This is a genomic window from Lentzea sp. NPDC051208, assembly GCF_040682435.1.
GTDB classification, from domain to species: domain Bacteria; phylum Actinomycetota; class Actinomycetes; order Mycobacteriales; family Pseudonocardiaceae; genus Lentzea; species Lentzea kristufekii.
On sequence record NZ_JBFBAW010000038.1, the window covers coordinates 30009 to 51589 of the forward strand.

Annotated in this window: 19 protein-coding genes; 8 read left to right on the forward strand and 11 right to left on the reverse strand. The window is 69.4% G+C overall.

The features are described 5' to 3' along the window. Positions 1 to 45 precede the first annotated feature (45 nt). Entirely contained in the window at positions 46 to 3483 is a 3438-nt protein-coding gene (locus AB0M48_RS44805; RefSeq protein WP_363855253.1) for a hypothetical protein, read from the reverse strand. Positions 3484 to 3568: 85 nt separating this feature from the next. On the opposite strand from AB0M48_RS44805, the gene AB0M48_RS44810 reads away from it, so the two are divergent. Beyond that, positions 3569 to 4825 (forward strand): hypothetical protein, encoded by a 1257-nt coding sequence (locus tag AB0M48_RS44810; RefSeq protein WP_363855256.1) that lies wholly within the window; start codon positions 3569 to 3571, stop codon positions 4823 to 4825. Between the two features lie 67 nt (positions 4826 to 4892). Here the strand turns inward: AB0M48_RS44810 and AB0M48_RS44815 are convergent, their stop codons facing one another. The 3 genes from AB0M48_RS44815 to AB0M48_RS44825 form a co-directional block, all read right to left on the reverse strand. Then, a complete protein-coding gene (locus AB0M48_RS44815; RefSeq protein WP_363855259.1) occupies positions 4893 to 6170 on the reverse strand; it encodes a glycosyltransferase in 1278 nt (425 codons plus the stop codon). Continuing rightward, positions 6167 to 8404 carry a glycoside hydrolase domain-containing protein gene (locus tag AB0M48_RS44820; protein WP_363855304.1) on the reverse strand — a complete coding sequence of 746 codons (2238 nt, stop codon included), beginning with the start codon at positions 8402 to 8404 and terminating at the stop codon, positions 6167 to 6169. The genes AB0M48_RS44815 and AB0M48_RS44820 overlap by 4 nt, the downstream gene beginning before the upstream one ends. An 86-nt stretch (positions 8405 to 8490) precedes the next feature. Next, the gene (locus AB0M48_RS44825; RefSeq protein ID WP_363855262.1) at positions 8491 to 9060 is read right to left on the reverse strand and encodes a TetR/AcrR family transcriptional regulator C-terminal domain-containing protein; all 570 of its coding nucleotides are present in this window, start codon (positions 9058 to 9060) and stop codon (positions 8491 to 8493) included. 53 nt (positions 9061 to 9113) lie between these two features. On the opposite strand from AB0M48_RS44825, the gene AB0M48_RS44830 reads away from it, so the two are divergent. Further along, on the forward strand, positions 9114 to 10364 hold the full coding sequence (locus tag AB0M48_RS44830; protein WP_363855265.1) for an FAD-dependent monooxygenase: 1251 nt from the start codon (positions 9114 to 9116) through the stop codon (positions 10362 to 10364). A gap of 35 nt (positions 10365 to 10399) precedes the next feature. Here the strand turns inward: AB0M48_RS44830 and AB0M48_RS44835 are convergent, their stop codons facing one another. Continuing rightward, positions 10400 to 11221 (reverse strand): hypothetical protein, encoded by an 822-nt coding sequence (locus tag AB0M48_RS44835; RefSeq protein WP_363855268.1) that lies wholly within the window; start codon positions 11219 to 11221, stop codon positions 10400 to 10402. 217 nt (positions 11222 to 11438) lie between these two features. Between AB0M48_RS44835 and AB0M48_RS44840 the strand changes: the two genes are divergently transcribed. Then, positions 11439 to 11717 carry a hypothetical protein gene (locus AB0M48_RS44840; protein ID WP_363855271.1) on the forward strand — a complete coding sequence of 93 codons (279 nt, stop codon included), beginning with the start codon at positions 11439 to 11441 and terminating at the stop codon, positions 11715 to 11717. Positions 11718 to 11762: 45 nt separating this feature from the next. Here AB0M48_RS44840 and AB0M48_RS44845 read toward each other — a convergent pair whose 3' ends face one another. Both AB0M48_RS44845 and AB0M48_RS44850 read right to left on the reverse strand, forming a co-directional pair. Continuing rightward, positions 11763 to 12383, reverse strand: coding sequence for a CBS domain-containing protein (locus tag AB0M48_RS44845; protein ID WP_363855274.1), 621 nt, complete (start codon positions 12381 to 12383; stop codon positions 11763 to 11765). Between the two features lie 8 nt (positions 12384 to 12391). Continuing rightward, entirely contained in the window at positions 12392 to 13078 is a 687-nt protein-coding gene (locus AB0M48_RS44850; RefSeq protein ID WP_363855277.1) for a CBS domain-containing protein, read from the reverse strand. 160 nt (positions 13079 to 13238) lie between these two features. Here AB0M48_RS44850 and AB0M48_RS44855 point away from each other — a divergent pair, with 160 nt between their 5' ends. From AB0M48_RS44855 to AB0M48_RS44875, 5 genes are all read left to right on the forward strand, one after another. Next, a complete protein-coding gene (locus AB0M48_RS44855; protein ID WP_363855280.1) occupies positions 13239 to 13658 on the forward strand; it encodes a universal stress protein in 420 nt (139 codons plus the stop codon). A 98-nt stretch (positions 13659 to 13756) separates the two neighbouring features. Beyond that, positions 13757 to 14752, forward strand: a complete 996-nt coding sequence (locus AB0M48_RS44860; protein ID WP_363855283.1) for a nitroreductase family protein — start codon at positions 13757 to 13759, stop codon at positions 14750 to 14752. Continuing rightward, entirely contained in the window at positions 14749 to 17031 is a 2283-nt protein-coding gene (ppsA, locus tag AB0M48_RS44865) for a phosphoenolpyruvate synthase (RefSeq protein WP_363855286.1), read from the forward strand. The genes AB0M48_RS44860 and ppsA overlap by 4 nt, the downstream gene beginning before the upstream one ends. 131 nt (positions 17032 to 17162) lie before the next feature. After that, entirely contained in the window at positions 17163 to 18173 is a 1011-nt protein-coding gene (gap, locus tag AB0M48_RS44870; protein ID WP_363855289.1) for a type I glyceraldehyde-3-phosphate dehydrogenase, read from the forward strand. A 69-nt stretch (positions 18174 to 18242) separates the two neighbouring features. Further along, entirely contained in the window at positions 18243 to 18614 is a 372-nt protein-coding gene (locus AB0M48_RS44875) for a Crp/Fnr family transcriptional regulator (RefSeq protein WP_363855307.1), read from the forward strand. A 51-nt stretch (positions 18615 to 18665) separates the two neighbouring features. On the opposite strand, the gene AB0M48_RS44880 is transcribed toward AB0M48_RS44875, so the two are convergent. The 4 genes from AB0M48_RS44880 to AB0M48_RS44895 form a co-directional block, all read right to left on the reverse strand. Next, the gene (locus tag AB0M48_RS44880; RefSeq protein WP_363855292.1) at positions 18666 to 19190 is read right to left on the reverse strand and encodes a flavodoxin domain-containing protein; all 525 of its coding nucleotides are present in this window, start codon (positions 19188 to 19190) and stop codon (positions 18666 to 18668) included. Continuing rightward, positions 19187 to 20542 (reverse strand): DUF4389 domain-containing protein, encoded by a 1356-nt coding sequence (locus AB0M48_RS44885; protein ID WP_363855295.1) that lies wholly within the window; start codon positions 20540 to 20542, stop codon positions 19187 to 19189. The genes AB0M48_RS44880 and AB0M48_RS44885 overlap by 4 nt, the downstream gene beginning before the upstream one ends. Positions 20543 to 20930: 388 nt before the next feature. After that, positions 20931 to 21224, reverse strand: coding sequence for an HPF/RaiA family ribosome-associated protein (locus AB0M48_RS44890; protein WP_363855298.1), 294 nt, complete (start codon positions 21222 to 21224; stop codon positions 20931 to 20933). Next, positions 21224 to 21349: a hypothetical protein gene (locus AB0M48_RS44895; RefSeq protein WP_363855301.1), complete on the reverse strand. Its 126-nt coding sequence runs from the start codon at positions 21347 to 21349 to the stop codon at positions 21224 to 21226. Before AB0M48_RS44895 ends, AB0M48_RS44890 begins: the two co-directional genes overlap by 1 nt. Positions 21350 to 21581 lie beyond the last annotated feature (232 nt).

Here is a 21581-nt window from a genome sequence, read left to right on the forward strand (position 1 = left end):
AGGGGGTCGCGGTGTTGTCCAGCAGCAGGTCACCGCCCTGGCCAATCAACAGCGGCCAACGCGGGCCCCGCAGATGCGGGCGATCACGGCGTCCGGGTCGAGGTCCCACCTGATCACGCGGGGGTCGGCGCCGGTGGACGCCAGCGTGTCGCCGTGGAACGCGACGGAGTTGACCGGACCGGTGTGGCCGGTCAGCGTGGCCACCTGCTCGCGGGTTCCGGTGTCCCACAACGTGATCACCGTGTCGCTGCCGGCGACCGCGAGGCGCGTTCCGGTGCCGTTGAGCGCGAGTTCCCGCACCGCGCCGCGTTGACCGGGCAGGGTCGCGCTCTGCCGGCGGGCCGCGACGTCCCAGAAGATCACCGCGCCACTGGCGTCCCCGGTGATCAGCGTCCGGCCGTCGGGCGTGAACGCGATGTCCCGCAACGCGTTCCCGAGCTCACCGAGCACCGCGAGCTCACGGGAGTGCTCGACGTCCCAGAGCACGATCCGGCCGTCGTTGCCCCCGGAGGCCAGCACCGCGCCGTCCGGGCTGAAGTCCAACGCCTCCACCGCGGCCGTGTGCGCGACCGGGAGGTTGCGCGGCGGCGCGCCGGAAGCCGGGTCCACCAGCCTGATCGTGCGATCGGCGCCGCCGGAGGCGACCAGGTTCCCGGCCAGCACCAGGCTGGTCACCGGACCGTCGTGCCCGGCGATGGTGCGCACCGGCTTTCGCGACTCCAGGTCCCACGCGGTGACCGCGCCGTCCTCCCCTGCCGACACCAGGGTTCCGCCGGGGTGGAACGCGACCGACTTCACCGTCGCGGGCGCGTCGAGCTCGGTGATCAGCGTCCCGGACGGGTCCCAGACCTTGATGGACCTGTCCGCGCCCCCGGTCGCGATCCGCCCGTCGGCCGCCGTGGACACACCGAACGGCGGAGCCGCATGTCCGGTGAACGCGGGCAAAGCGACCTGCCACACGCTCACGCTGTCGTCGCCGCCCGCCGCCAGCTTCGTCCCGTCAGGGCTCAGCCCCGCTGCGAAGAACGCACCCGTGCGCGAGATCAGCCCGGTCAGCCAGCCGCCGTCGGGCACCGACCACCACCGCACGCTGCCGTCGTCGGCCGCGGACATCAGCATCCGGCCGTCCGGTCCGAACCTGACGGACCTGATCCCCGCGGTGTGCCGCCGCAGGAAACTCGGCTCTCCCCCGGCCCGCAACACGACCTGGCTGTCCGCGCCACCACTGGCCAGCGCACCGCCATCCCTGCTCAACACCACCGCGAGCACCGGTCCGCGATGGTCCTGGTGGACCTGCTGCGCGCCCGTGGCCCGGTTGTGCACGAGCACACCGTTCCTCCCGGCCAGCGCGACCAGGTCACCGCCCAGCGCCACGTCGTGGACCTCTTCGAGGGAATGCGGGATCCGCACCACCTCCCGGGCGCCTTCCCACACGATGACCGTGCCGTCCTGCGACGCGGACGCCATCAGCCGGCCGTCCTCGCTGTAGGAGATGCTGTTGATCCGGCCGTGCGCCACGGGAAGGACGTGCGCGGCGACCTTCTTGTTCAGGTCCCACAACACGATCTGCTCGTCCTCACCACCAGAGGCGAGCGCCGGAGCGGAGGGGTGGAACGCCAGCGCGCGCACCGGCTTCGAGTGCTGGGTCAACGCGATCGGCGCAGCGGTCCCGGAAGGCGAGCGGACCAGCACGGATCGATCGTCCCCCGCGGACGCCAGCAGCGTGCCGTCCTGGTTGAACGCAACCGCCCGCACCGCACCGCGGTGGTCCTTCAGCAACACCCGCGGTGGTTTGTAGGCGGCGGTGCTCAGCAACGCACCGCGCGCCTCGACCGTCGGTGACGTGCGGAAAGCCTGCACGGCAAGGGCTTGGGCCGCGTCCGGCCACGACCCGCTGAGGTCCTGCGCCTGCAACGCGAGCTGCCGGGACAACGCGACCTTCTCCCCGGCGACGGCGGCACGGCGCTGCACGACCGCGACACCCGTGATCACCAGGCACGCCACCAGCAACACGGCCAGGGACTTGACGAGGGTGCGCAACCGCCGCGACTGCCGCCGGACACCGGCGCGTTCGGCGGTCTCGTGCGCCTCGCTCGCCGCGACGAACTCCCGTTCCAGCTGCGACAACGCGACCGGCGAGTCCGCGGCCAGCGACCGCGCGACCTCCAGCCGCACACCTCGGTACAGGGCACCGGAATCGCGGTCGACGGCGTCCCAGGCGTGCGCGGCCGTCGTGAGGTCCTGGTGCTGCTGAAGGCGTTCGCGGTCTTCCTCGAGCCACGTCCGCAGCCGCGGCCAGGCCCTGGTCAACGCCTCGTGCGCCAGCTCCACGCTGCCGTTCGCCACGACCACGAGCCGCGCGGTGACCAGGGCGTTCAACGCCGGCCCCATCACCTCGTCCAGCGCGACCCGCCGCCGCAGGTCGCAGGCGCCCTGACCGGGCTGCACCAGCCTCAGCAGCAACGATCGAGCCGCGGCCTGATCAGCGGGACCCAGCTCCGTGAACGCCTGCTCGGCGGTGGCCGCGATCGCACCGGACACCCCGCCGCTCGCCCGGTACCCGGCCAGGGTGAGCCTGTTGTTCTCCCGTCTTCGCCACGTCTCCAGCAAAGCGTGGGACAGCAACGGCAAGGCACCCGGCTGACCGTGCGCGTCGATCACCGCCGCCGACACCATGTCCGGTTCGACCTTCAGGCCGGCGGAGGTGGCGGGCTCGACGACGACCCGCCGCAACTCCTCCGGCGTCATCGGCCCGACCAGCACCTGCGCGTCCCGCAGCGCGGTCACCAGCGCGGGGATCGCCGCGCACCGGTCCAGGAAGTCGATCCGGCAGCCGATGACCACCTTGGCGTCACACGACAACAACGCCGCGACGAACGCGTCGCGCTCGTCCGGGTCGGCGCACAGCGTGAACATTTCCTCGAACTGGTCCACGACGACCAGTCCCGGCTTGTCCGCGGTCTTGGCCGTCAGCTCCCGCACCGGGTGGGCGGTGGGCGTCAGCACGGCCGACGACAACGACAGCGAGGGCACCAGACCGGCCCTCAGCAACGACGACTTCCCCGATCCGGACGCCCCGAACACCCCCAGGAACGACCGCTTCCCCACCTCCCCCGCGAGATGCTCGACGAGCTCCTCACGCCCCCGGAACAGCGACGCGTCCTCGGGCTGGAACGCCGCGAGGCCGAGATAGGGAGCGCTCTCGTCACCGGGCCCGAGGACCTCGGCGACCACCTCCCGCCACTGCCGTTCCCAGTACTCCGCATCCCCCTCGCAGGCTTCGACGTACCCGAGCGTCACGGCCAGCGTCGGCAGCTGCGTGCCACCCGCCGCCTCGGACAACGCCGTGGACGAGAAATGAGCCCTTCTGGACAACTCCCGGTAGCTCGGAGATCCGGCCTTCTCGCGCAGCCGGCGCAACTCCCACGCGAAACGCTGGACCGGGCCTTCGTTCGGGTCGAGCGGACGTTCTGGCCGTCCCACCCGCACCTCCTCTGTTCGACTACGAATGATTGTCCAGGCCCATCAACCGTTGCTGGACAACTCCCACCGCATGAACGTGGACGCCGTGAAACGACTCGGGTTCATCATCGCGGTGTTGTTGCTGGCAGCGGGCACGCCGGCCACGGCAGCGCCCAACCAGATCACGGAACGGGACGGTTCCGCGTTCTCGCTGACGCCGGACTGGTCATTGGACGCGCAGGCCGCGGGGCTCGCCTCCACGCTGGGTTCCCGCCTGCCGGTGTCGGACGTGCTGGCGGCGGCCAACCGGTCCACGAACGACTGCTCCGCCAGTCGCAAGCAGGCTCAGCCGGAGTACTACGACCGCACGGACATCCCGTTGCAAGCAAACCAGATCCTGCGCAGCAGCGACCGGTTCTGCTGGGACGACAGCGACAGCAAGGTGTCCTACTGGGTGCCCCAGGGCGTGACCGGATCGTCCGACGCGGACGACGACGGCCAGTGGGGACCGAACAAGGTCATGGCCGTGAGTTGGCACTACGACACCGCGAAGGCCGGGACGCCGACGGACCACGGGGCACGGCTGTCCCTGGTGGACCGGGTGAGCGGCAGGTACCGGCACGTGCTGCTCGTGGAGCCGACCAGCTCGTCGAACTTCCGCGCGGTGCCGATCCACGCGGGCGGACTGGCGTGGCTGGGGCAGTACCTCTACGTCGCGGACACCTCGCGCGGCCTGCGGGTGTTCGACATGGAACGCGTGCTGGAGGTGGCCACCGACCAGGACGACGTGATCGGCAAGAGCGGCAGCAAGTACTACGCCTACGGCTACCGCTACGTCCTACCGCAGGTGGCGACGTACCGGCAGGCGATCACGCCGCCGTCTCCGTGCGTGCCCCAGCCCAACGCGCTGTGCTACTCCTCGCTGGGGCTGGACCGCAGCACGACGCCGGACACGCTGGTCGTCGGTGAGTACCGGGACGGCCGCAGCACCGACCTGTCCGTCGACGGCGGCCGCGTCGTGCACTACGACGTCGACGCGTCGACCCGCAAGCTCGCGGTGTCCTCGGGCAAGGCCGTGCCGAGCAGGGCGGTGACCACGCCGAAGAGCAACGTCCAGGGCGTGCAGACGTGGCAGGGCGACTACTACCTGGGCCGCAGCTCAGCCGACAAGCACAGCTTCCTGTTCGCCGGGTCCGCGGACATGAACACCTACAGCTGGGCGGTCGGCGGCGAGGACCTCTATTACGAGCACGGCAGCGGTCTGCTGTGGACGGCCACCGAGCACGCCTTCAACGCCGCGGGCACGTTGATCGACAAGCGGGTCGTGTTCGCCGTCCCGCTCGCCGGGATCACCCCGCGATGAGCGTTCGGGCTCCCGTGTCCTGGGGGCACGGGAGCCCGAACGCTCGGTTCACCGCGGACACACGGGGTCATCCCGTCAGGACGACAGCCGGGCCGGACGTGGCGAAAAGGCTGTCGAACACCTGGGCGCGGTCGAAGGACAGGGCGTGCTCGCGTGCCCGGTCCGCCATGAGTCGCCGTTCCCCGGTTGACATGTCGAACACCACCCGGTCGATCGCGGCGGCGATGTGGGTGGCGTTCCCGGCCTCGACGAGAACGGCCGTGCTGCCCACCGCTTCGCCGACGCCTCCGGTGGTGGTCGTGATCACCGGCCCGCCGCCCGCGAGCATCTTCTCGGTCAGCGCGATGCCGAAGGTCTCGACGAAGTCCGGTTCGGGCTTGGTCGGCAGCGCGTACACGGCGCAGCCGTTCATCAGCAGCGGCTTCTCCTCGTCCTCCACGTCGGTGAGCAAGAGGATCCGGTCGTCGTGCCGGGTGATCGCCCGGAGGTGCTCCAGCTCGGGGCCGTTGCCGGCGATCACGAGCTTCAGCCGTGACCTCGCCCGGCACCGGGCGAACGCGTCCACCAGGTCGTAGATGCCTTTGGCCCGTGTCAGCCGGGACAGGAACAACACGTACCCGTCGCGTTCCAGGCCGCGTCGCTTCAGGGCGGCGTCCACGACCGCCGGATCGAGCCCGAGGTACGCCGACGTGTCGATCGGCGGGTAGCTGACCGATATCCGGCGCACGCACTGGTGGGCGAACCGGGTGCCGCAGTGCGCGTCGACGGCCTCCGCGCAGGCGATGATCTCCTGCCTGGTGTACTCCGACACGGCGATCACCTCGTCGTTGGCGAGGAACCGGGTGAACAGGACCACGGCTGCCCCGAACCGCTTCTCGGACAGGCACGAGCGGATCACGTTGGTGACGTCCGAGCCGACCGCCTTCGCGATGGTGTGGACGTCAGGTGCGTAGCCGGCCGCGCGTGCCGCGTCGACGGCGTCTCGCACCACGGCGTCGTGGGGAGCGAGGTACATCGACACGCAGGTGGTCGGGACCGGCTCGGCGAGCAGTTCGACCAGGCGTCCCGTCAGCCCGGCCAGGTACCGGCCGTCGGGCACCCGGTAGTCGCCGACCGGCTCGGGCCGCTCCACGGTGATGCCCTCGCTGTAGGGCAGGATCCCGTCCAGCGGCTTGAGCGGCAGACCTGCCGCCTGCAGCACGGGTATCGGCCAGGTCAGCAGCCGGACGTCGTCGAAGCCGCGGGTGAGCGCGACCTCGGCGAGGTTGCGGGCTTCTCCGGAGTGACCGCAGATGACTGGGTCGGCCCGGACCACGATGACGAGACGGCGGCTTGGCCTGCTCATGTGCGAGTCCCCCTTCCGAGCGGATCGGACATTGATGGCGGCAGGATCCTGCGTCCCCACTCCGAGGGGTGCGGGCCGAGTTCGAGCAGCAGCCGGCCGCCGGCGTGGACGTCGGACGCGCGCAGGTGCGCCGCGTCCAGTGGTTTGCCGTCCAGCCGGGCGGACTGCACGTACTGCGGCGGCGGGTCCGCCTCCAGCCCGTCGGAACTGATGGACGTCTCGCGGTGTCCACGCGTCTCGATGACGAAGTCGCGGTCCCCGAGGTGCAGGGTGGCGTGGCTGAAGGCGGGCGCGTTGACGAGGAACAGGTTCTGCCCGGCGACCGGGAACAGGCCGAGCGAGGCCCACACGTACCAGGAACTCAGCCCGCCCGAGTCGTCGTTGCCCGGCAGGCCGCCGGGACCGGTGCCGAACTGCCAGGTCAGTGCCGCGTGCACGATCTCGGCCGTGCGGTCCGGCCGAGCCGCGTAGTGGTAGGACCACGGCGCTTCCATGTCCGGCTCGTTGTTCAGCCCCTCGAACCGGTTCAGCAGGTATCCGGCCGCCATCTCCGCCGGGTCGGGCCGCTTGCCGGGCTGCGCCACACGCGGGGCGCCGTAGCCGAAGAAAGCGTCGAGCGTGCTGACGAAAGCCTCGTTCCCGCCGACCATCGCGATTCTCGCGGCCATGTCGTGCAGCAGCCGGAACGAGTAGTTCCACTTGCCGCCCTCGTAGAACGAGGAGTCGAGGAGCAGGCCGGTGTCCGGGTCGAACGCGTTGGACCACAGGCGGCTGCGCGCGTCGAGGTCGTCGGCGAGCTGGACGTCGTTCAGGGCCCTGGCCACGCCGGCGGTGCAGTGGCAGGCGTAGGCGAGGTCGAGCGTGTGCGAGATCGGGTGCACGACGCCGTGCTCGTAGAAGTCCTCGCCGTACATCCGGCGCAGGTCGTCGTACATGTGCACCAGCGCCCAGGTCCAGTCCAGGTCGCCGAGGCCGAGGGCGTGCACGTCGGCCAGCGCGGTGTGGACCAGCGCGCTCGCTTGCCGGAAGAACCTGTCCGCGCCGCGAGCCATCCGGTATCCGATGGGGAAGTTGCCTTCCTCCTCGCAGACCCGGATCAGCGACTCCAGGAGATCCACCGACCGGTCCGGGCAGAGGGCCATGAGCAACGGCAGCTGGGTCTTGTAGATGTCCCACATCGTGCAGATGTCGAACACGAAGGGCCCGGAGGACGGCCAGAACGGGCTCTCGTCGTCGGCGAAGCACGGCTTGATCAGGGAGTGGTACAGGGCCGTCGCGAACACCTGCCGCCTGGCCGGTGACCCGCCCTCGACCTCCACCCGGCCCACGTGGTCGCGCCACCGGGCCTTGGTCTGCGCCCGGACGACGTCGAACGCCGGCCGCCCGTCACCGCATTCGCGGTACAGGTTCTCCCTGGCCTGTTCACAGCCGCGCAGCGAGAACCCGATCTGGATCTCGACGCTCTGCCCGGCGGTGGTGGGGCCCATGTAGAGCATCCCGAACGGGCGCAGCGTGGTCTGCCTGATGCGGTCGAAGTCGAGCCGCGTGCCCCCCTCGATCAGCCGGCGGTCGTGCCAGAGCATCTGCCGCCAGCCCGGACTGTCGACCCTGATGTACACGGACAGCGGCACGCCTTCGACGACCACCGTTCCCTGGGCGCGGCCGTTGCCGAGGCTTTCCACGTGCGCCCGCAGCGGCACCGTGCGGCCGAGGTCGATGGCCAGCCCGCCGCAGGACAGGTCGACGACGATCCGTGCGCTGCGGTGCTCGGGGAAGACGTACCGGTGGACGGCGACCTTGGCGCCGACGGTGACCTCACATCGGATGCCGGTGTCGAGAGCGGCCGCGTAGTACCCCGCTTCCGCGTTCTCGTCGTGCAGCGGCCAGGCCTCGCCGAGAACGTCCAGCGGCTGCACCATCGGGGTCACCCGCACGTAGTTGTAGTACTTGCGGATCGCGCCGGTACCGGACTGCTGGAAGTGGGTGAACCCGGACGCCTGCGGCCGGTCGAACATCTCCTCCGGCTGCCCCTCGGTGTTCTTCGCGTAGAGGCCGTACCCGGTCGGATAGGCACCGGAGTAGGCGCAGGCGGACACCATGCCGAGCGGGGACGTCGCGCCGGGGTGGGTGTTGCCGACCTGCGCTTTCGGCCACCACCAGGTGGCCGCCAGCCCCTGCGCCGCAGGCAGTGAGGTGGCAGCCGTTCCGATGAAAGGATCGATCTCGTCGAGGATGACGCGACACTATGTGAGCGCGGGCACCGCGTTGGTTTCAGCGATATGAACATGTGGCCAGGTGCGCGGAAGTGGTCGCGCTGATCTCATCGGGCAAGCAGCTTGGCGATCCCGAACTCGAACCGCGCGTCGAACGACTCCTCGGCGAGGAAGGGAAGAACGCGCTGCAGTGACGGCCGTTCCCCGACGGCGAGATCGCCCGAGCCGTGGGGTTGCGCCTGCTCCTCCTGCGCCAGGCCGAGGACGAAGTAGATGACGCTCCAGCACGTCCACGCGGCATCGCGCGCGGTCAGTCCGCCGTCCAGCAGTGCGGCGACGAGCGCTTCCGCCGTGTCCAATGTGGCCGGTTCCGCCGCGTAGGTGCCCGCCACGACAGCGGCGCCGTCGCGGTGCGCCAGCAGCGCCTGCCGATAGCGGCGCGCGATCTCGGCGGCCCGGTCGCGCCAGTCCTCCGGCAGGCCGTCGAGGGAGACGCCGGCGACGATCGCGTCGGCCATCAGCTCTTCCAGCCGCGCCTTGGTCTTGACGTGCCAGAGGACGGTGTTCATCCGCACGTCGAGCTTCTGCGCGATGGCGCGCATCGACACCGCCTCGGCGCCGCGCTCGTCGAGGATCTCCAGCGCGGCCCGCACCACGTCCGCTTGACTCTTGGTCACTGACCTAGTCTACTCGACGACAAAGCATTGGTCAGTGACCAAGGGAGAGAGTCATGCACGACGTCGTCATCGTGGGCGCGGGGCCGACCGGGCTCTGGCTGGCAGGAGAGCTGCGGCTGGGAGGGGCCTCGGTCGTGGTGCTGGAAACGCGGCCCCGGCGGGACGAGAACTCCAAGGCGCTCACGATCCACCCCCGCACGATCGAGATCCTCGACTGCCGGGGAGTGGCAAAGCCGTTCCTGGCGGAGGGCGTCCGGATCCCGAACGGGCACTTCGGCGGGCTGCCCGACCGCATGGACTTCTCCGTGCTGGACACGCCGTACCCGTTCACGCTGGCATTGCCCCAGGCTCGCACCGAGGAACTGCTCGAACAGCGCGCCGTCGGCACGGGCGCGGCGGTGAGACGGAGTTGCCGGGTGGTGGGCCTGTGCCCTGAAGGGGTCGAACTGGCTGATGGCGAGATCGTCGCCGGGCGCTACGTGGTCGGCTGCGACGGCACGCGCAGCACCGTGCGGGAAGCCGCGGGCATCGACTTCCCCGGCACCGACGCCACGACGTGGGGGTGGCTGGGCGACGTCGTCCTCGACGCCCCGCCCGAGCGCGGGTTCGCGAGCGTCACGGGCCCCGCCGGTGGCCTGATGATCGTGCCGCTGCCGGGTGGCGTGCACCGGATCGTCGGCGGCGACCCGGCCACGAACCGTCCCGGATGGCCCGGTGACCTGACGCTGGACGAGCTGCGCGCCACCGTCGAGGTGATCGCCGGTACCGACTTCGGCATGCGCGACCCGAAGTGGTTGTCGCGCTTCGGAAACGCCACCCGGCAGGCCGCCACCTACCGGTCCGGTCCCGTCCTGCTGGCGGGAGACGCCGCGCACATGCACTTCCCGACCGGCGGGGTCGGCATGAACGTCGGCATCCAGGACGCGCACAACCTCGGCTGGAAACTCGCCGCCGTCGTCACCAGCCGCGCGGACGACGCGCTGCTCGACACCTACCACTCCGAACGGCACCCGGTGGGCGCCGATCTGCTCCGGCACACCAGGGCCCAGACCGCTTTGGTGACGGCGTACTCGGCCGAAGGGCAGGCGTTGCGCGCGGTCGTCAGCGACCTGATCGCGTCCGCGCCGGACATGTCCAAGGTGCTCGCCGAACGGCTGTCCGGCCTCGACGTCGCCTACGCCACCGGCAGGCGTGTGCGTGACCAGCGGCTACCGGACGGCGGCACGCTCTTCACACGACTGCGCGCCGGCGGTCACGTGCGCACCGACGCGGGACTCGTGCGGCCCGACGGGCACCTCGCCTAGCTCCGGCCGAGTGCCGACCTGGTTCTCCACGTCGGTCACCTCCCGGGCTTCCGGCCGTCCACGGAGACGGAGAAGTTCTCGATCGCGTTGCCCGCACCTCCGCGCCACAGGTTGAACCCGGCCTCGACCGCGATCAGGTACCAGTCCGGCGAGACCACGCCTCGTCCGACGGAGTCCCCGGTGAACGCGCTGATGTCGAGGTCCTTGACGGTGGTGGCCTCACCGACGCGTTCGTAGGTGATGCGCACACGGCCCTGGTCACGTGCCAGCCACACGTTCCACCGGGCGTCCGAGATCGGCACCTCGCGGGCCAGCAGAACCCCGCCTGGCCGGACACCGCCGACGCCGCGGAGCCAGATCACCATCTCCGCACCGTCCGGCGTGCCCTCGGCGACAGGTCCGGTGTGGAACCACACCACGTAGGCGGCGTTGAAGACCCCGGCGTCGACCTGGCTGCTGACCCAGTCGCTGGTGACACGAGGCATCGCCGACACCTGCACCGGCAGGCCGCCGACATCGGTGCACTCCTGCCAGTGACACCCCCTGACCAAGGACGGGGTGGCCGCGGGAGCGCCGTCCGGCGACACGTCGTGCTCGGCGCTCTCGATCCGCAACGACTGGTCCCCCACGGTGATGCACTGGGGCGTTTCGGCGTTCCACACGTTGTTCTGGGCGAAGTAGTCCGTCCCACCGGCCGGAGCGACGCCGTCCCGGGAACAGAGGGAGAGGGTCGAGCCCGCCGCGGGTCCCACGTTCGACAGGACCAGGCCGACGATCGCGGCGATCAACGCTCCGCCCAGTCCGAGCGCCACGAACGCGCCGGCGACGCGGAAGGCGATGTGAGCGGCGGGATTCATCCGTGCTCCTCCTTCGATGGCCCGAAGACACCGGCGCCACGGTGCACGACGCCCTGCAGAGGCATACGCCTTGCCCGGCGATGGAGTTCATCCCGGCTCGCGGACCGACACCGGCCATCGGCACGCGGTCCCTGCCACGTCGGGACGTTGTGCCCTGGGGCGGCTGCTCCGAGCCACGCAGGATGCGTGGGTTCCCACGGCCCTCAGGAGGCTTGCGGTGCACCAGACCCGCGACAGACGCACGCCCGTCTCGCTCGCCCGGTACTTCGACAGCGTCGTGGACGCCCTTGCCCGCGAAGGCATCGACGTCGCCCAGGTGGTGCTGGAACTCACCCCGGCAAGTCCGATGCGCGGCCAGGTGATCACCGGACGCGGTCCGGTGCTGCGCTGGCGTGAGGACCTCGGGTGGAGCAACGGGATCAGGACCACGAGCCCGGCCGCACACCCCGGTGAGGTCGCCGCGCTGCTCGATCAGCCGCCGCCAGGACCTGTGTGAGGTCCTCGCCGACGCCCTCTGCTGTCCCTCAGCTCCCTGCCACCGTCAACTGCCCGCACGTGCGGGTTCGGCGGTGAACTCGACGTCTGTCACGCCTGCGACCGCGCGGACCAGCACCTCGACCACGTGCCGTTCGGTGGCGCTGTTCCCCTTGTCCACGATGGACGCCTTGCCGCCGGTCACCGCGACCTGCCACCGCTGAGCGCCACCGACCATCCCGAGCCGGTTGTGGATCTCGGCCTCGACCACCCAGTCCGCGCGGGTGATGGAGCGCAGCATGTCGCGGCGGGTCACGATGCCCACGAGGTGGCCCTCGTGCACGACCGGCACGCTGCGCACACCGTGATCGAGCATCAGGCCGGCGACTTCGGCCAGGTCGGTGTTCGGGCTCACGGTCACCGGGGACTTCGTCATCACCTGGGCGACCACCTCCGCAGGCGCCTGCCTGGCTTCGACGGGTTCGCCGTGCACGAGCCACCTCGGGTCCTGCGGCAGGCGGTTCCGCAGCAGATCGGCTTCACCGACCACGCCGACCAGCGCGCCCGAGGCGTCGACCACGGGCAGGGCGGTGAAGCCGCGTTCGGCGATCAGCCGGGCGGCGTCACGCGCAGGTGTGTCCTGTTCGACGACCACGACGTCCGTCGTCATCACGTCTCGAGTCCTCATGGCGCTCCTCAGCCGAAGATTTCGGTCTGACGGGCGTGCGTGGTGTCGTTCCACCCAGCCCGCAGTTGGTTCCGCACGTCCACCACGCCGGGCAGAGCGCGCACGAGGTGTCCGGCGATCTCGACCTCGCTCTGACGCTCCAACCTCCCCAGCACCGTCACCACACCGTCGGTCACCGCGACGTGGACCAGGTCGGGGTCGATCCACAGCATCCGGCCGAAGACCTCGTCGCGAATCGTCGTGCGCAGCTCCTCGTCCGCACGCACGAAGAGCTTCAGCAGGTCGCGGCGGGACAACACGCCGACGAGCGCGCCGTCGGAGTCCATGACGAAGAGCCTGCGCACACCTGTTGTGGCCAGTTCTCGTGCCGCTGCGCTCGCGGCGAGGTCTGGAGCGATGGTCTTCACCGGCGAGGTCATCACGTCACGGGCGGTCACGCCGTGTGCCTGTTCCCACCGGTGCTTCGTCGCACGGCCGGCGAACACACCCGGTGCGTCCTCGGTACCGCCGCGGAACTCCTCCTTCGGCATCAGGTCGGCTTCGGAGACGACGCCGACCGGATATCCGCCGTCCAGCACGGGCACGGCACTGACCTTGTTGTCCTGCAGCAGCTGCACGAGGTCCTTGAACGGGCACTCGACGTCTGCGGTGATCACCTCACGTGTCATCAACGAGGCGACTGTCGGTTCACGCATGACACCCTCCGGCAATCCTCGGTCCGTCTGTGACCAAGCCTCGTCGGCGGCGCAGCGGTCAGACACCTGCCAAGGGCGCGGATGAGCCGGGCGTTCTGACCCATGGTGACAGGACCCAAGGACCCTGAACCCGAGCGCACGTCGCCAGCACGCTGGAGTCATGAGCGAAAAGTCACGCATCGTCGTCGGGATCGACAAGTCACCTGCCGCCCGCGCCGCACTGTCCTGGGCAGTGCGGGAAGCCAGGCGCACCAACACCTCTGTGCTCGCTGTGAGCGTGTGTCAGCTGGGTTTCGACGCGGCTCACAAGGAGGATCTGCGGGCAGCTCTCGAATCGCTGGGTCCAGAGGCGGACGGAGTGCAGGTGGAGTTGCAGACGCCGCACGGCACTCCAGGTCCGGCCCTCGTGGAGCTGTCGAAGCACGCACCGTGCCTTGTCGTGGGCGGAACCGGCCATCACAAGCGAGATCTGCTGGTGTTCAGCTCCGTCACCTCCTTCTGCCTGCGGCACGCGCTGTGCCCGGTTGTGTTGGTTCCGGTCGCTGAGGAGCAGCACGCGGGTCCGTTGATGCTGCGGTGAGTGACGCCGGTCCCGGTCAAGCCAGGACGTAGGCCCCTCACCCGCAGACGCCCGTGCTGCGAGTTTCAGAACAGGACTTCTACGTGGAGGTGAGCGGGATGGACCGCGGTCAACCGGACGAGACGACGGTGCGAGCGGCGGTGGCACTCGCCGGACGGGCGCCGTCGGTGCACAACTCCCAGCCATGGCGCTGGGAAGTGGGTACGCGCAGCCTGCACCTGTACGCCGATCGCACGCGCACACTGCCTGCGACCGATCCCCAGGGCGCCGACCTGGTCGTGAGCTGCGGAGCCGCGTTGCACCACCTGCGGGTCGGTCTCGCGGCGCTCGGCTGGCGCGCGAAGGTCCACCGTCTGCCCAACCCCGCCCTGCCCGACCACCTGGCCGCGATCGAGTTCGAAACGATGGAACCGCGGGAGTCGCACGTTGCACTTGCCGCCGCGATTCCCCGCAGGCGTACCGATCGACGTGCGTTCTCCTCCTGGCCCGCCCCTGACGAGATCCTCCAGCAGCTCGTGGTGACCGCTCGCGCCGAAGGAGTGGACGCCCATGTCATCACCGGCAAGGCGCACGACGAACTTCTGATCGCGATCGGCAAGGCCGCCGCCGTCCAGGAAGCCGACCCCGCGTACCAGGCCGAGATCCGGCAGTGGAGCGGCGTCTACCCCGGTGCGTCGGCCGGTGTCCCCGCCGCGAACATCCCCGTGGGCTCCCACCAGTACGGCGACCTCCGAATGCGCGAGTTCGCGCCCGGCTCCTTGCTGCAGGGCGGCCGCACCGTGCTCGACGAGGGCGCAGGCACCCTGCTGGTGCTGAGCACGTCGTCCGACGACGACCTGTCCCGGCTCCGTGCGGGCGAAGCGACCAGCGCGGTGCTGCTGGAAGCCACCGCCGCAGGCCTCGCGACCTGCCCGCTCAGCCAGCCGCTCGAAGTCGTCGAGACCAGGGAACTGGTGCGCGACGAGGTTCTCGGCGGCGCCGCCTGCCCGCAGCTGGTGATCCGCGTCGGCTGGGCCGCGTTCAACGCCGACCCGCTGCCCGCCACACCCCGCCGACCCGTCATCGACCTCCTCCGCGACCAGGAGCAGAAGTGACCACCTACATCCGCGACTTCACTGCACTCGGCAAGAACGACACCTCTGTCGCCGGTGGCAAGGGCGCCAACCTCGGCGAACTCACGCGCGCCGGACTTCCTGTGCCTCCCGGCTTCGTCGTGACCGCCGAGGCGTTCCTGACGTCCATGAGCCAGGTTCGCGACGACCTCGCCGCGGAGCTCAGGATCGCGCTCGACCGCGGTACCTCGCCGCAGCGGCTGGAGGAGTGCGCCGAACGGATGCGGGACCTGGTGCGCAAGGTGGGGATCTCCGACAACGTGCGGCACGCGGTGCTGGAGGCATACCGCGGCCTGGGCAACGACGAGTCCGTGGCGGTCCGGTCCTCGGCGACCTCCGAGGACACCGCCGGTTCGTCCTTCGCGGGGATGAACGCGACGTTCACCAACACCCGAGGCGCACACGCGCTGCTGGACCGGCTGCTGGACTGCTGGGTGTCGTTGTTCGGCACCCGTTCGATCGCCTACCGCGCGGAGCAGGGCATCACCGATGAGCCCGCGATCGCCGTAGTGGTGCAGAGAATGGTGAACTCCGAGCGCTCCGGCGTCATGTTCACCGCCGACCCTTCGACCGGCGACCGGGACAAGCTGCTCGTCGAGGCATCGTTCGGGCTCGGCGAGGTGGTGGTCAGCGGGCAGGTCGAACCTGACACGTACGTGTTGCGTCGCAACGGCGACGCAGTCTCCCTCGTCGACACGAGGGTTGGTCGCAAGACGCACAAGATCGTGCGGGGCGCGAACGGCAACGACGAGCGCATCGTGCTCACCCCCGAAGAGTCGCACGCGCAGGTGCTCACCGAGGCTGAGGCCATCGCGATCGGCCAGTTGGGCATGCGCGTACAGCGCCACTACGGCGAACCCCAGGACACCGAGTGGGCCATCGCCGACGGCAAGACCTGGCTTGTGCAGTCCCGGCCGATCACGACGTTGCCGGACGAAACGGTGCCTGCCTCAGGCCCCCTGGTCGCTGGCCTGGCCGCCTCACCGGGCATCGCCTCCGGCCGCGTGCGCGTGCTGCGCTCCCCTGACGAAGGTGGCCGGTTGCGCGACGGTGAGGTGCTGGTCGCCGAGATGACCAATCCCGACTGGGTACCCACCATGCGCCGCGCGTCTGCGGTCGTCACCGACGGCGGCGGCATCACCTGTCACGCCGCCATCGTCGCCCGCGAACTGCGAGTGCCCTGTGTGGTCGGCACCGGTTCGGCCACCACAGTGCTGAAAGAAGGCCAGCAGGTCACCGTCGACGGCAGCACTGGCGAGGTGCGCGCCGGGTCCGCGCCGATCACGACCGCGCCGCGCATCGTCGCGCCCGCCATGCCGTCCACCGAAGCCCTCGGCACGCGTGTGTACGTGAACCTCGCGCTGCCCGAGCACGCTGCCGAGGTCGCCGCGATGCCGGTCGACGGTGTCGGGCTGCTGCGGGCGGAGTTCATGCTCACCGAAGCGCTGGGTGCCGAACACCCGCGCCGGTTCCTCGCCCAACGCGGCCCCGATGACTTCATCAACGCCATGACGTCATCGTTGCTCCAGATCACCCACGCGTTCGCGCCACGTCCTGTCGTCTACCGGACGATGGACTTCCGCACCAACGAGTTCCGCGAACTCAAGGGCGGCGAAGAGTTCGAGAAGCACGAGCACAACCCGATGATCGGTTACCGCGGCTGCTTCCGGTACGTCGACGACCCGATGTTGTTCGGTCTGGAGCTCGAAGCCCTTGCCCGCGTGCGAGAGCAGACGCCGAACCTGCACCTGATGATCCCGTTCGTGCGCACCAAGTGGGAGCTCGAAGCCTGCCTGGAGCAGATCGACCGCAGCCCGCTCGGCCGCCACCGCGGCCTGCACCGCTGGGTCATGGCCGAGGTTCCCTCCGTGGCGTACTGGATTCCCGAGTACGCGCGGTCCGGCATCGACGGCGTCTCCATCGGCAGCAACGACCTCACCCAGCTGATGCTCGGCGTCGACCGCGACTCCGAGCTGTGCGCGGACCTGTTCGACGAATCCGACCCCGCCGTGCTCGACATGATCGGCCGCATCGTCGGCGCTGCCCGTGACGCCGGCATCACCTCGTCGCTGTGCGGGCAGGCACCCTCCAACAAACCGGAGTTCGCCGAGAAACTCGTCGAGTTCGGCATCACCTCGATCTCAGTCAACCCTGACGCGGTTCCCGCCGCCAGAGCGGCGATCGGATCGGCCGAACGGCGTCTGTTGTTGCGGCAGAGGCTTCAGCACCAGATCAGAAGGGACCGCTCAGTCGAGTCGTAACTCCCTGTTGCCCCGAAACACCATTGAGGACGCTGGAGAACGGCGGCGGCGTGCGACACAGATCGTCACGATCAAACCGAAAGCGCGCCGCCGTACCCCTTCGGTCGTCTCCCATCTGCAGGAGGCCACCCATGACCACCCGAGTCGCCATCAACGGTTTCGGCCGAATCGGCCGCGATGTCCTGCGCGCCGCCTTCGACCGGCGCGACACCGCGATCGAGATCGTCGCCGTCAACGACATCACCAGCCCGGAGACCCTGGCTCACCTACTGGCCTACGACTCGACGTACGGCCCGTGGACCAAGCACGTCTCCGTCGAACACGACACCCTCACCGTGGACGGCCACAGCATCCTGGTGACCGCTCAGCCAGATCCGCAGGACCTCAACTGGGACCAGCTCGGCGTCGACATCGTCATCGAGGCGACCGGCCGCTTCCGCACGCGTGAAACTGCAGGCGTCCACCTCGAACGCGGTGCACGCAAGGTGATCATCACCGCTCCCGGCAAGGACGTCGACGCCACGATCGTCTTGGGCGTCAACGACGACATCTACGAGGCGGACAAGCACCACATCGTCTCGAACGCCTCCTGCACCACCAACTGCGCCGCCCCGATGGCGGCCGTGCTGAACGACGCGTTCGGCATCGTCGAGGGCCTGATGACGACCATCCACAGCTACACCGGCGACCAGGCGTTGCTGGACCGCCCGCACAAGGATCTGCGCCGGGCCCGCTCCGCCGCGGTGAACATCATCCCGACCTCCACCGGTGCCGCCCGCGCGATCGGGCAGGTGATCCCGGCGCTGGACGGCAAGCTCGACGGCCTGGCCGTGCGGGTGCCCGTCGAGGACGGCTCGCTCACCGACCTCACCGTGCGCCTGGCCGAGCCGGCGACGGCAGAACAGGTCAACCGAGCGTTCGCGGAAGCAGCCGAACAGCAACTCAAGGGAATCCTGCGGTACACCACCGCACCAGTCGTGTCGCGGGACATCATCGGTGACCCGGCCTCGTGCGTGTTCGACTCCTCGCTCACCAAGGCGCAGGGACAGGTTGTGAAGGTGATGGGCTGGTACGACAACGAGTGGGGCTACGCCAACCGCACGCTGGACCTCACCGACCGCATCGCGCGGACCATGCCATGACCGCGGCCGTCACCCTCGACGAGCTGCCGTTGCTCGCAAGCCTCACGCACACGTGCGGCGCTGGCGGGCATCAGCACGGTCAAGACGTACGAGTCCGGTCACCGGTTGTTCGACGAGGGCGGCATCGCCGACCGGTGCTGGGTCGTGCTCAGCGGGTGCGTAATGATCGACTCAATGACACCGTCCAGCGGTCGCGCGGCGCTGCAGAGCCTCGGCCGCGGCGAACTGGTCGGCTGGTCGTGGGTCGTCCCGCCGCACCGCTGGCACTTCGGCGCCACCGTCGTGACACCAACCCGTGCGCTCGTGGTAGACGCCGTGCGGCTGCGCGAGTTGGCCGACGCCGATCCTGAATTCGGCTACCGCATCGCGCTGATCATGGTCCGAACGCTGGCCGACCGCTTGCAGACCACCCGGATCCGGTTGCTGGACCTGCAGAACTAATCCTGACATGCGCACACGACGAAGCCGGGCACCGCACGGGACCCGGCTTCGTCAGCGGCTGGCCGCCTCGATCTCGGAGAGCGCCTCGGCGATCGAGGAACTCCACATTTCGATGGCCGGCCACTCACGGAAGTCGCCGAACCGGCCACCGACGGCACGGAACACCAACGCCCCGAACCATCCGAACCGCTCGGCGCTGACAACGCCGGTGAACAGCCGATGGTCGATCGGAGCGACGTGGTCGAGCAGCCCCGCCAGGAGATCGGCCTCCGCCAGGCTCGCCCACCTGCGCCACGGCCCACTCAGCGCCCCCGGCATACCGACGCTGAACAGCCAGACGGGCTTGCCGCACAACGCCTTCCGTTGTGCGGCGAGAAAGTCCCGTCCCAATGGCAGCCAAGCTTGGTCACGCACAGCACTTCCCAGAACGTACGCGTCATAGCTTCGCGCGTCGCTCACTTCGTCCATGGTTCGGGCCACCACCTCATGACCGCGCGCATGCAGTGCCGCGGCGACCGCTTCGGCGATGCTCGCCGTGGAGCCGCCTCCACTCGCGTACCCGACCAGAACTCTCACGACCGCCTCCGCGCCCCGAGTACGGCTGCGGTCACCAACAGCGCTCCCAGCAGCGCGAGCACCGCACCGCTGACGGCGAGGCCGATCGACAGCGGTCGCAGGCCTGGCACGGTCGCCTGCGCGGTCAGCTCGGTGTCGACCGCGCGAGAGCCATCCACATTGAGCACGACGGCGCTCCAGCTGCCGGCTTCCGGATGCCAGCTCACCGTGCCGACGCCCGAGGCGGCCCAGAACGTCTCGTTCCCAGGAGCAGGCGCGGCTGCACCGTCTCGGTGGACGTAGGTGACCTGGCCGTCCGCCATGTCGACCTCATCGTGGTCCACACCGGACAGATAGCGCGCCACCTCATCGGTGCGTCCGATGCCGATGAACTCGTCCTCAGCGGCCTTCAGCCGCACGTCGCCGAGCCACCGGTCCACGACCGTCCAGTCACCCTCGGCCCGGTGCAACTCCAGGGTGCCGAACTCCAGCGCATAACCGTTGCTGTGGAAGGATTGCGGTGGTGTGCTGAGGTAACCGGCGGAGTCACGTTGCGTCGCGTCTGCCCACAGTGTGAACCCACCAGTGCCCCCTACTGCCGCACCGGTGATGAGGAGCAGCACGCCGATGATCGCCGCTGCGGTCCTTCCCGCCGACCAGCCACTGGCGCTCGGAGGAGCGGGAGGTGGCGACTGGTCGATCGTCGTTCCCGGCTCATCGCCACCCATGTCGAAGCGGAAGGGCGGATAGACATCGGTCATCAGGCCCGCATACGCGGCCACGCGCAAGGCCCAGCGGTCCATGCCGAGGACGAAGTCGAACAGGCCCTTCGGATACCGGCCGGTGAACAGCAGAGCGACGCCGGCGAACAACGCCAGGAGGCCGACGAGACCTCCGCCGGAGTTGTAGACCGTCTCGCCCGTTTGGTAAGCGACATAGCTACCGCCGCCGAGGAACACCCCGACGATGATGTAGTGCGGAATGGCGAGCAGCCACCACTTCACCAGCACCAGCCCACGAGAGAGCTTCTCGGGGTAGGCGATGTCGAGCGTCGCGGGATAGTCAGGCTCGGGGCGGAGGCTGAATGGTGGGTACCTGTCCGTCGCCAACGCACCGTAGGCGTAGTAGGCGACGCGCCAGGTCCACCGCAGCACGCCGACGTTGTAGTCGAACAGGACTCGGGGGTACCGGCCGGTGAACAGGATCGCGAAGAAGGCCACCGCACTGAACACCACGAACCCGAGCCACAGGAACGCGAGCACCACGTAGTGCGGGATCGCGAGGAACCACTTCACCAACCAAAGCCAGCGGCTCAGGCCGGAGTCGCGCCTCGCGTGCACCTGTACCGGATCACCGGCGGGCAAGGTTGTCATCACTACCTCCTCTGACAACCAGCCTCATCCGTGAACACACCCAGCACGAGTAACCGGCGGCCCGTCACAGCTGAGCCCAAGGGCCCTGTCCGTCCCTGCATGACCGGCCGATGGGTGTGGGTATGACTGAGATCCTCGTCGCCTGCACGAGAGAGGCTCTTGCTACCAAGGAGATCGCTGAAGCGATCGTGGTCCGGAACCGCTCCGCCTCGTACGAGGTGACCGTCGAGAACGCTGCGGATGTGAGTCAGACTGCTGACACGGAACGAGAAGAGCGGGCCGCTGTGGCTCTTCCACAGCGGTCCGCTCTGCATCGACCTCACGGTTCAGCAGGCGCCGCACAAGGTGCGCGAGACCGCCCAGTGGCTCGTCGCGGCGCGTTGAGTGTTCAGTTGTGCATCTTCACCAACTGGCGGTGCAGGTGGTCCCGGACGGCGTCGATCGCCTCGGTGGCCGTTCCCGCCTCTGCCTGCGCCACCACCGGTGTGCCGTTGACATCGAGGTTCGCGTGCACCTCGATGGTGCGCGGGCCGGCGTTGACGATGCGAACGTGTGCGTAGTTCGTCAGTTCGGGCGCGAACCTGGCGAGCGGTGCGATCCGGTCGTGCGCGTATTCCCGTGCTGTCGGATCACCGGCCTCGACCACGACGTTGGCGATCTCCTGCTGTCCTGCGTTCTTCATCAGTGCTCCTTGTGAGAATCGACGGCCTGTTGCGCCGATGTCCCTGTGCCGCAACGTGACCAGGCCGGTCGAAGCGGCCAGGTCGAGACCATCCGCACGCCGGACAGGGCGATGGTTGCCGTCATGCGTTCGAAGCTAGGTATCCGGCGACACCCGGAAGAGGGGCCCGTGGCACGTCCGCGCCGGGCCGAAGGTCCCTGCCCGGCACAGGGCCCAGTTCACCGGATGCCGGGAACCGGACTTCCTGGCCACCTGACATGCCCCTAGTGTCCTGATTCATTAATTCGTGTGCAGGCGTAGGGTTCGGTGGCATGCCGAACCCGAAGCTGCCTGAGTTGCTGCTGTCCGATGACGAGG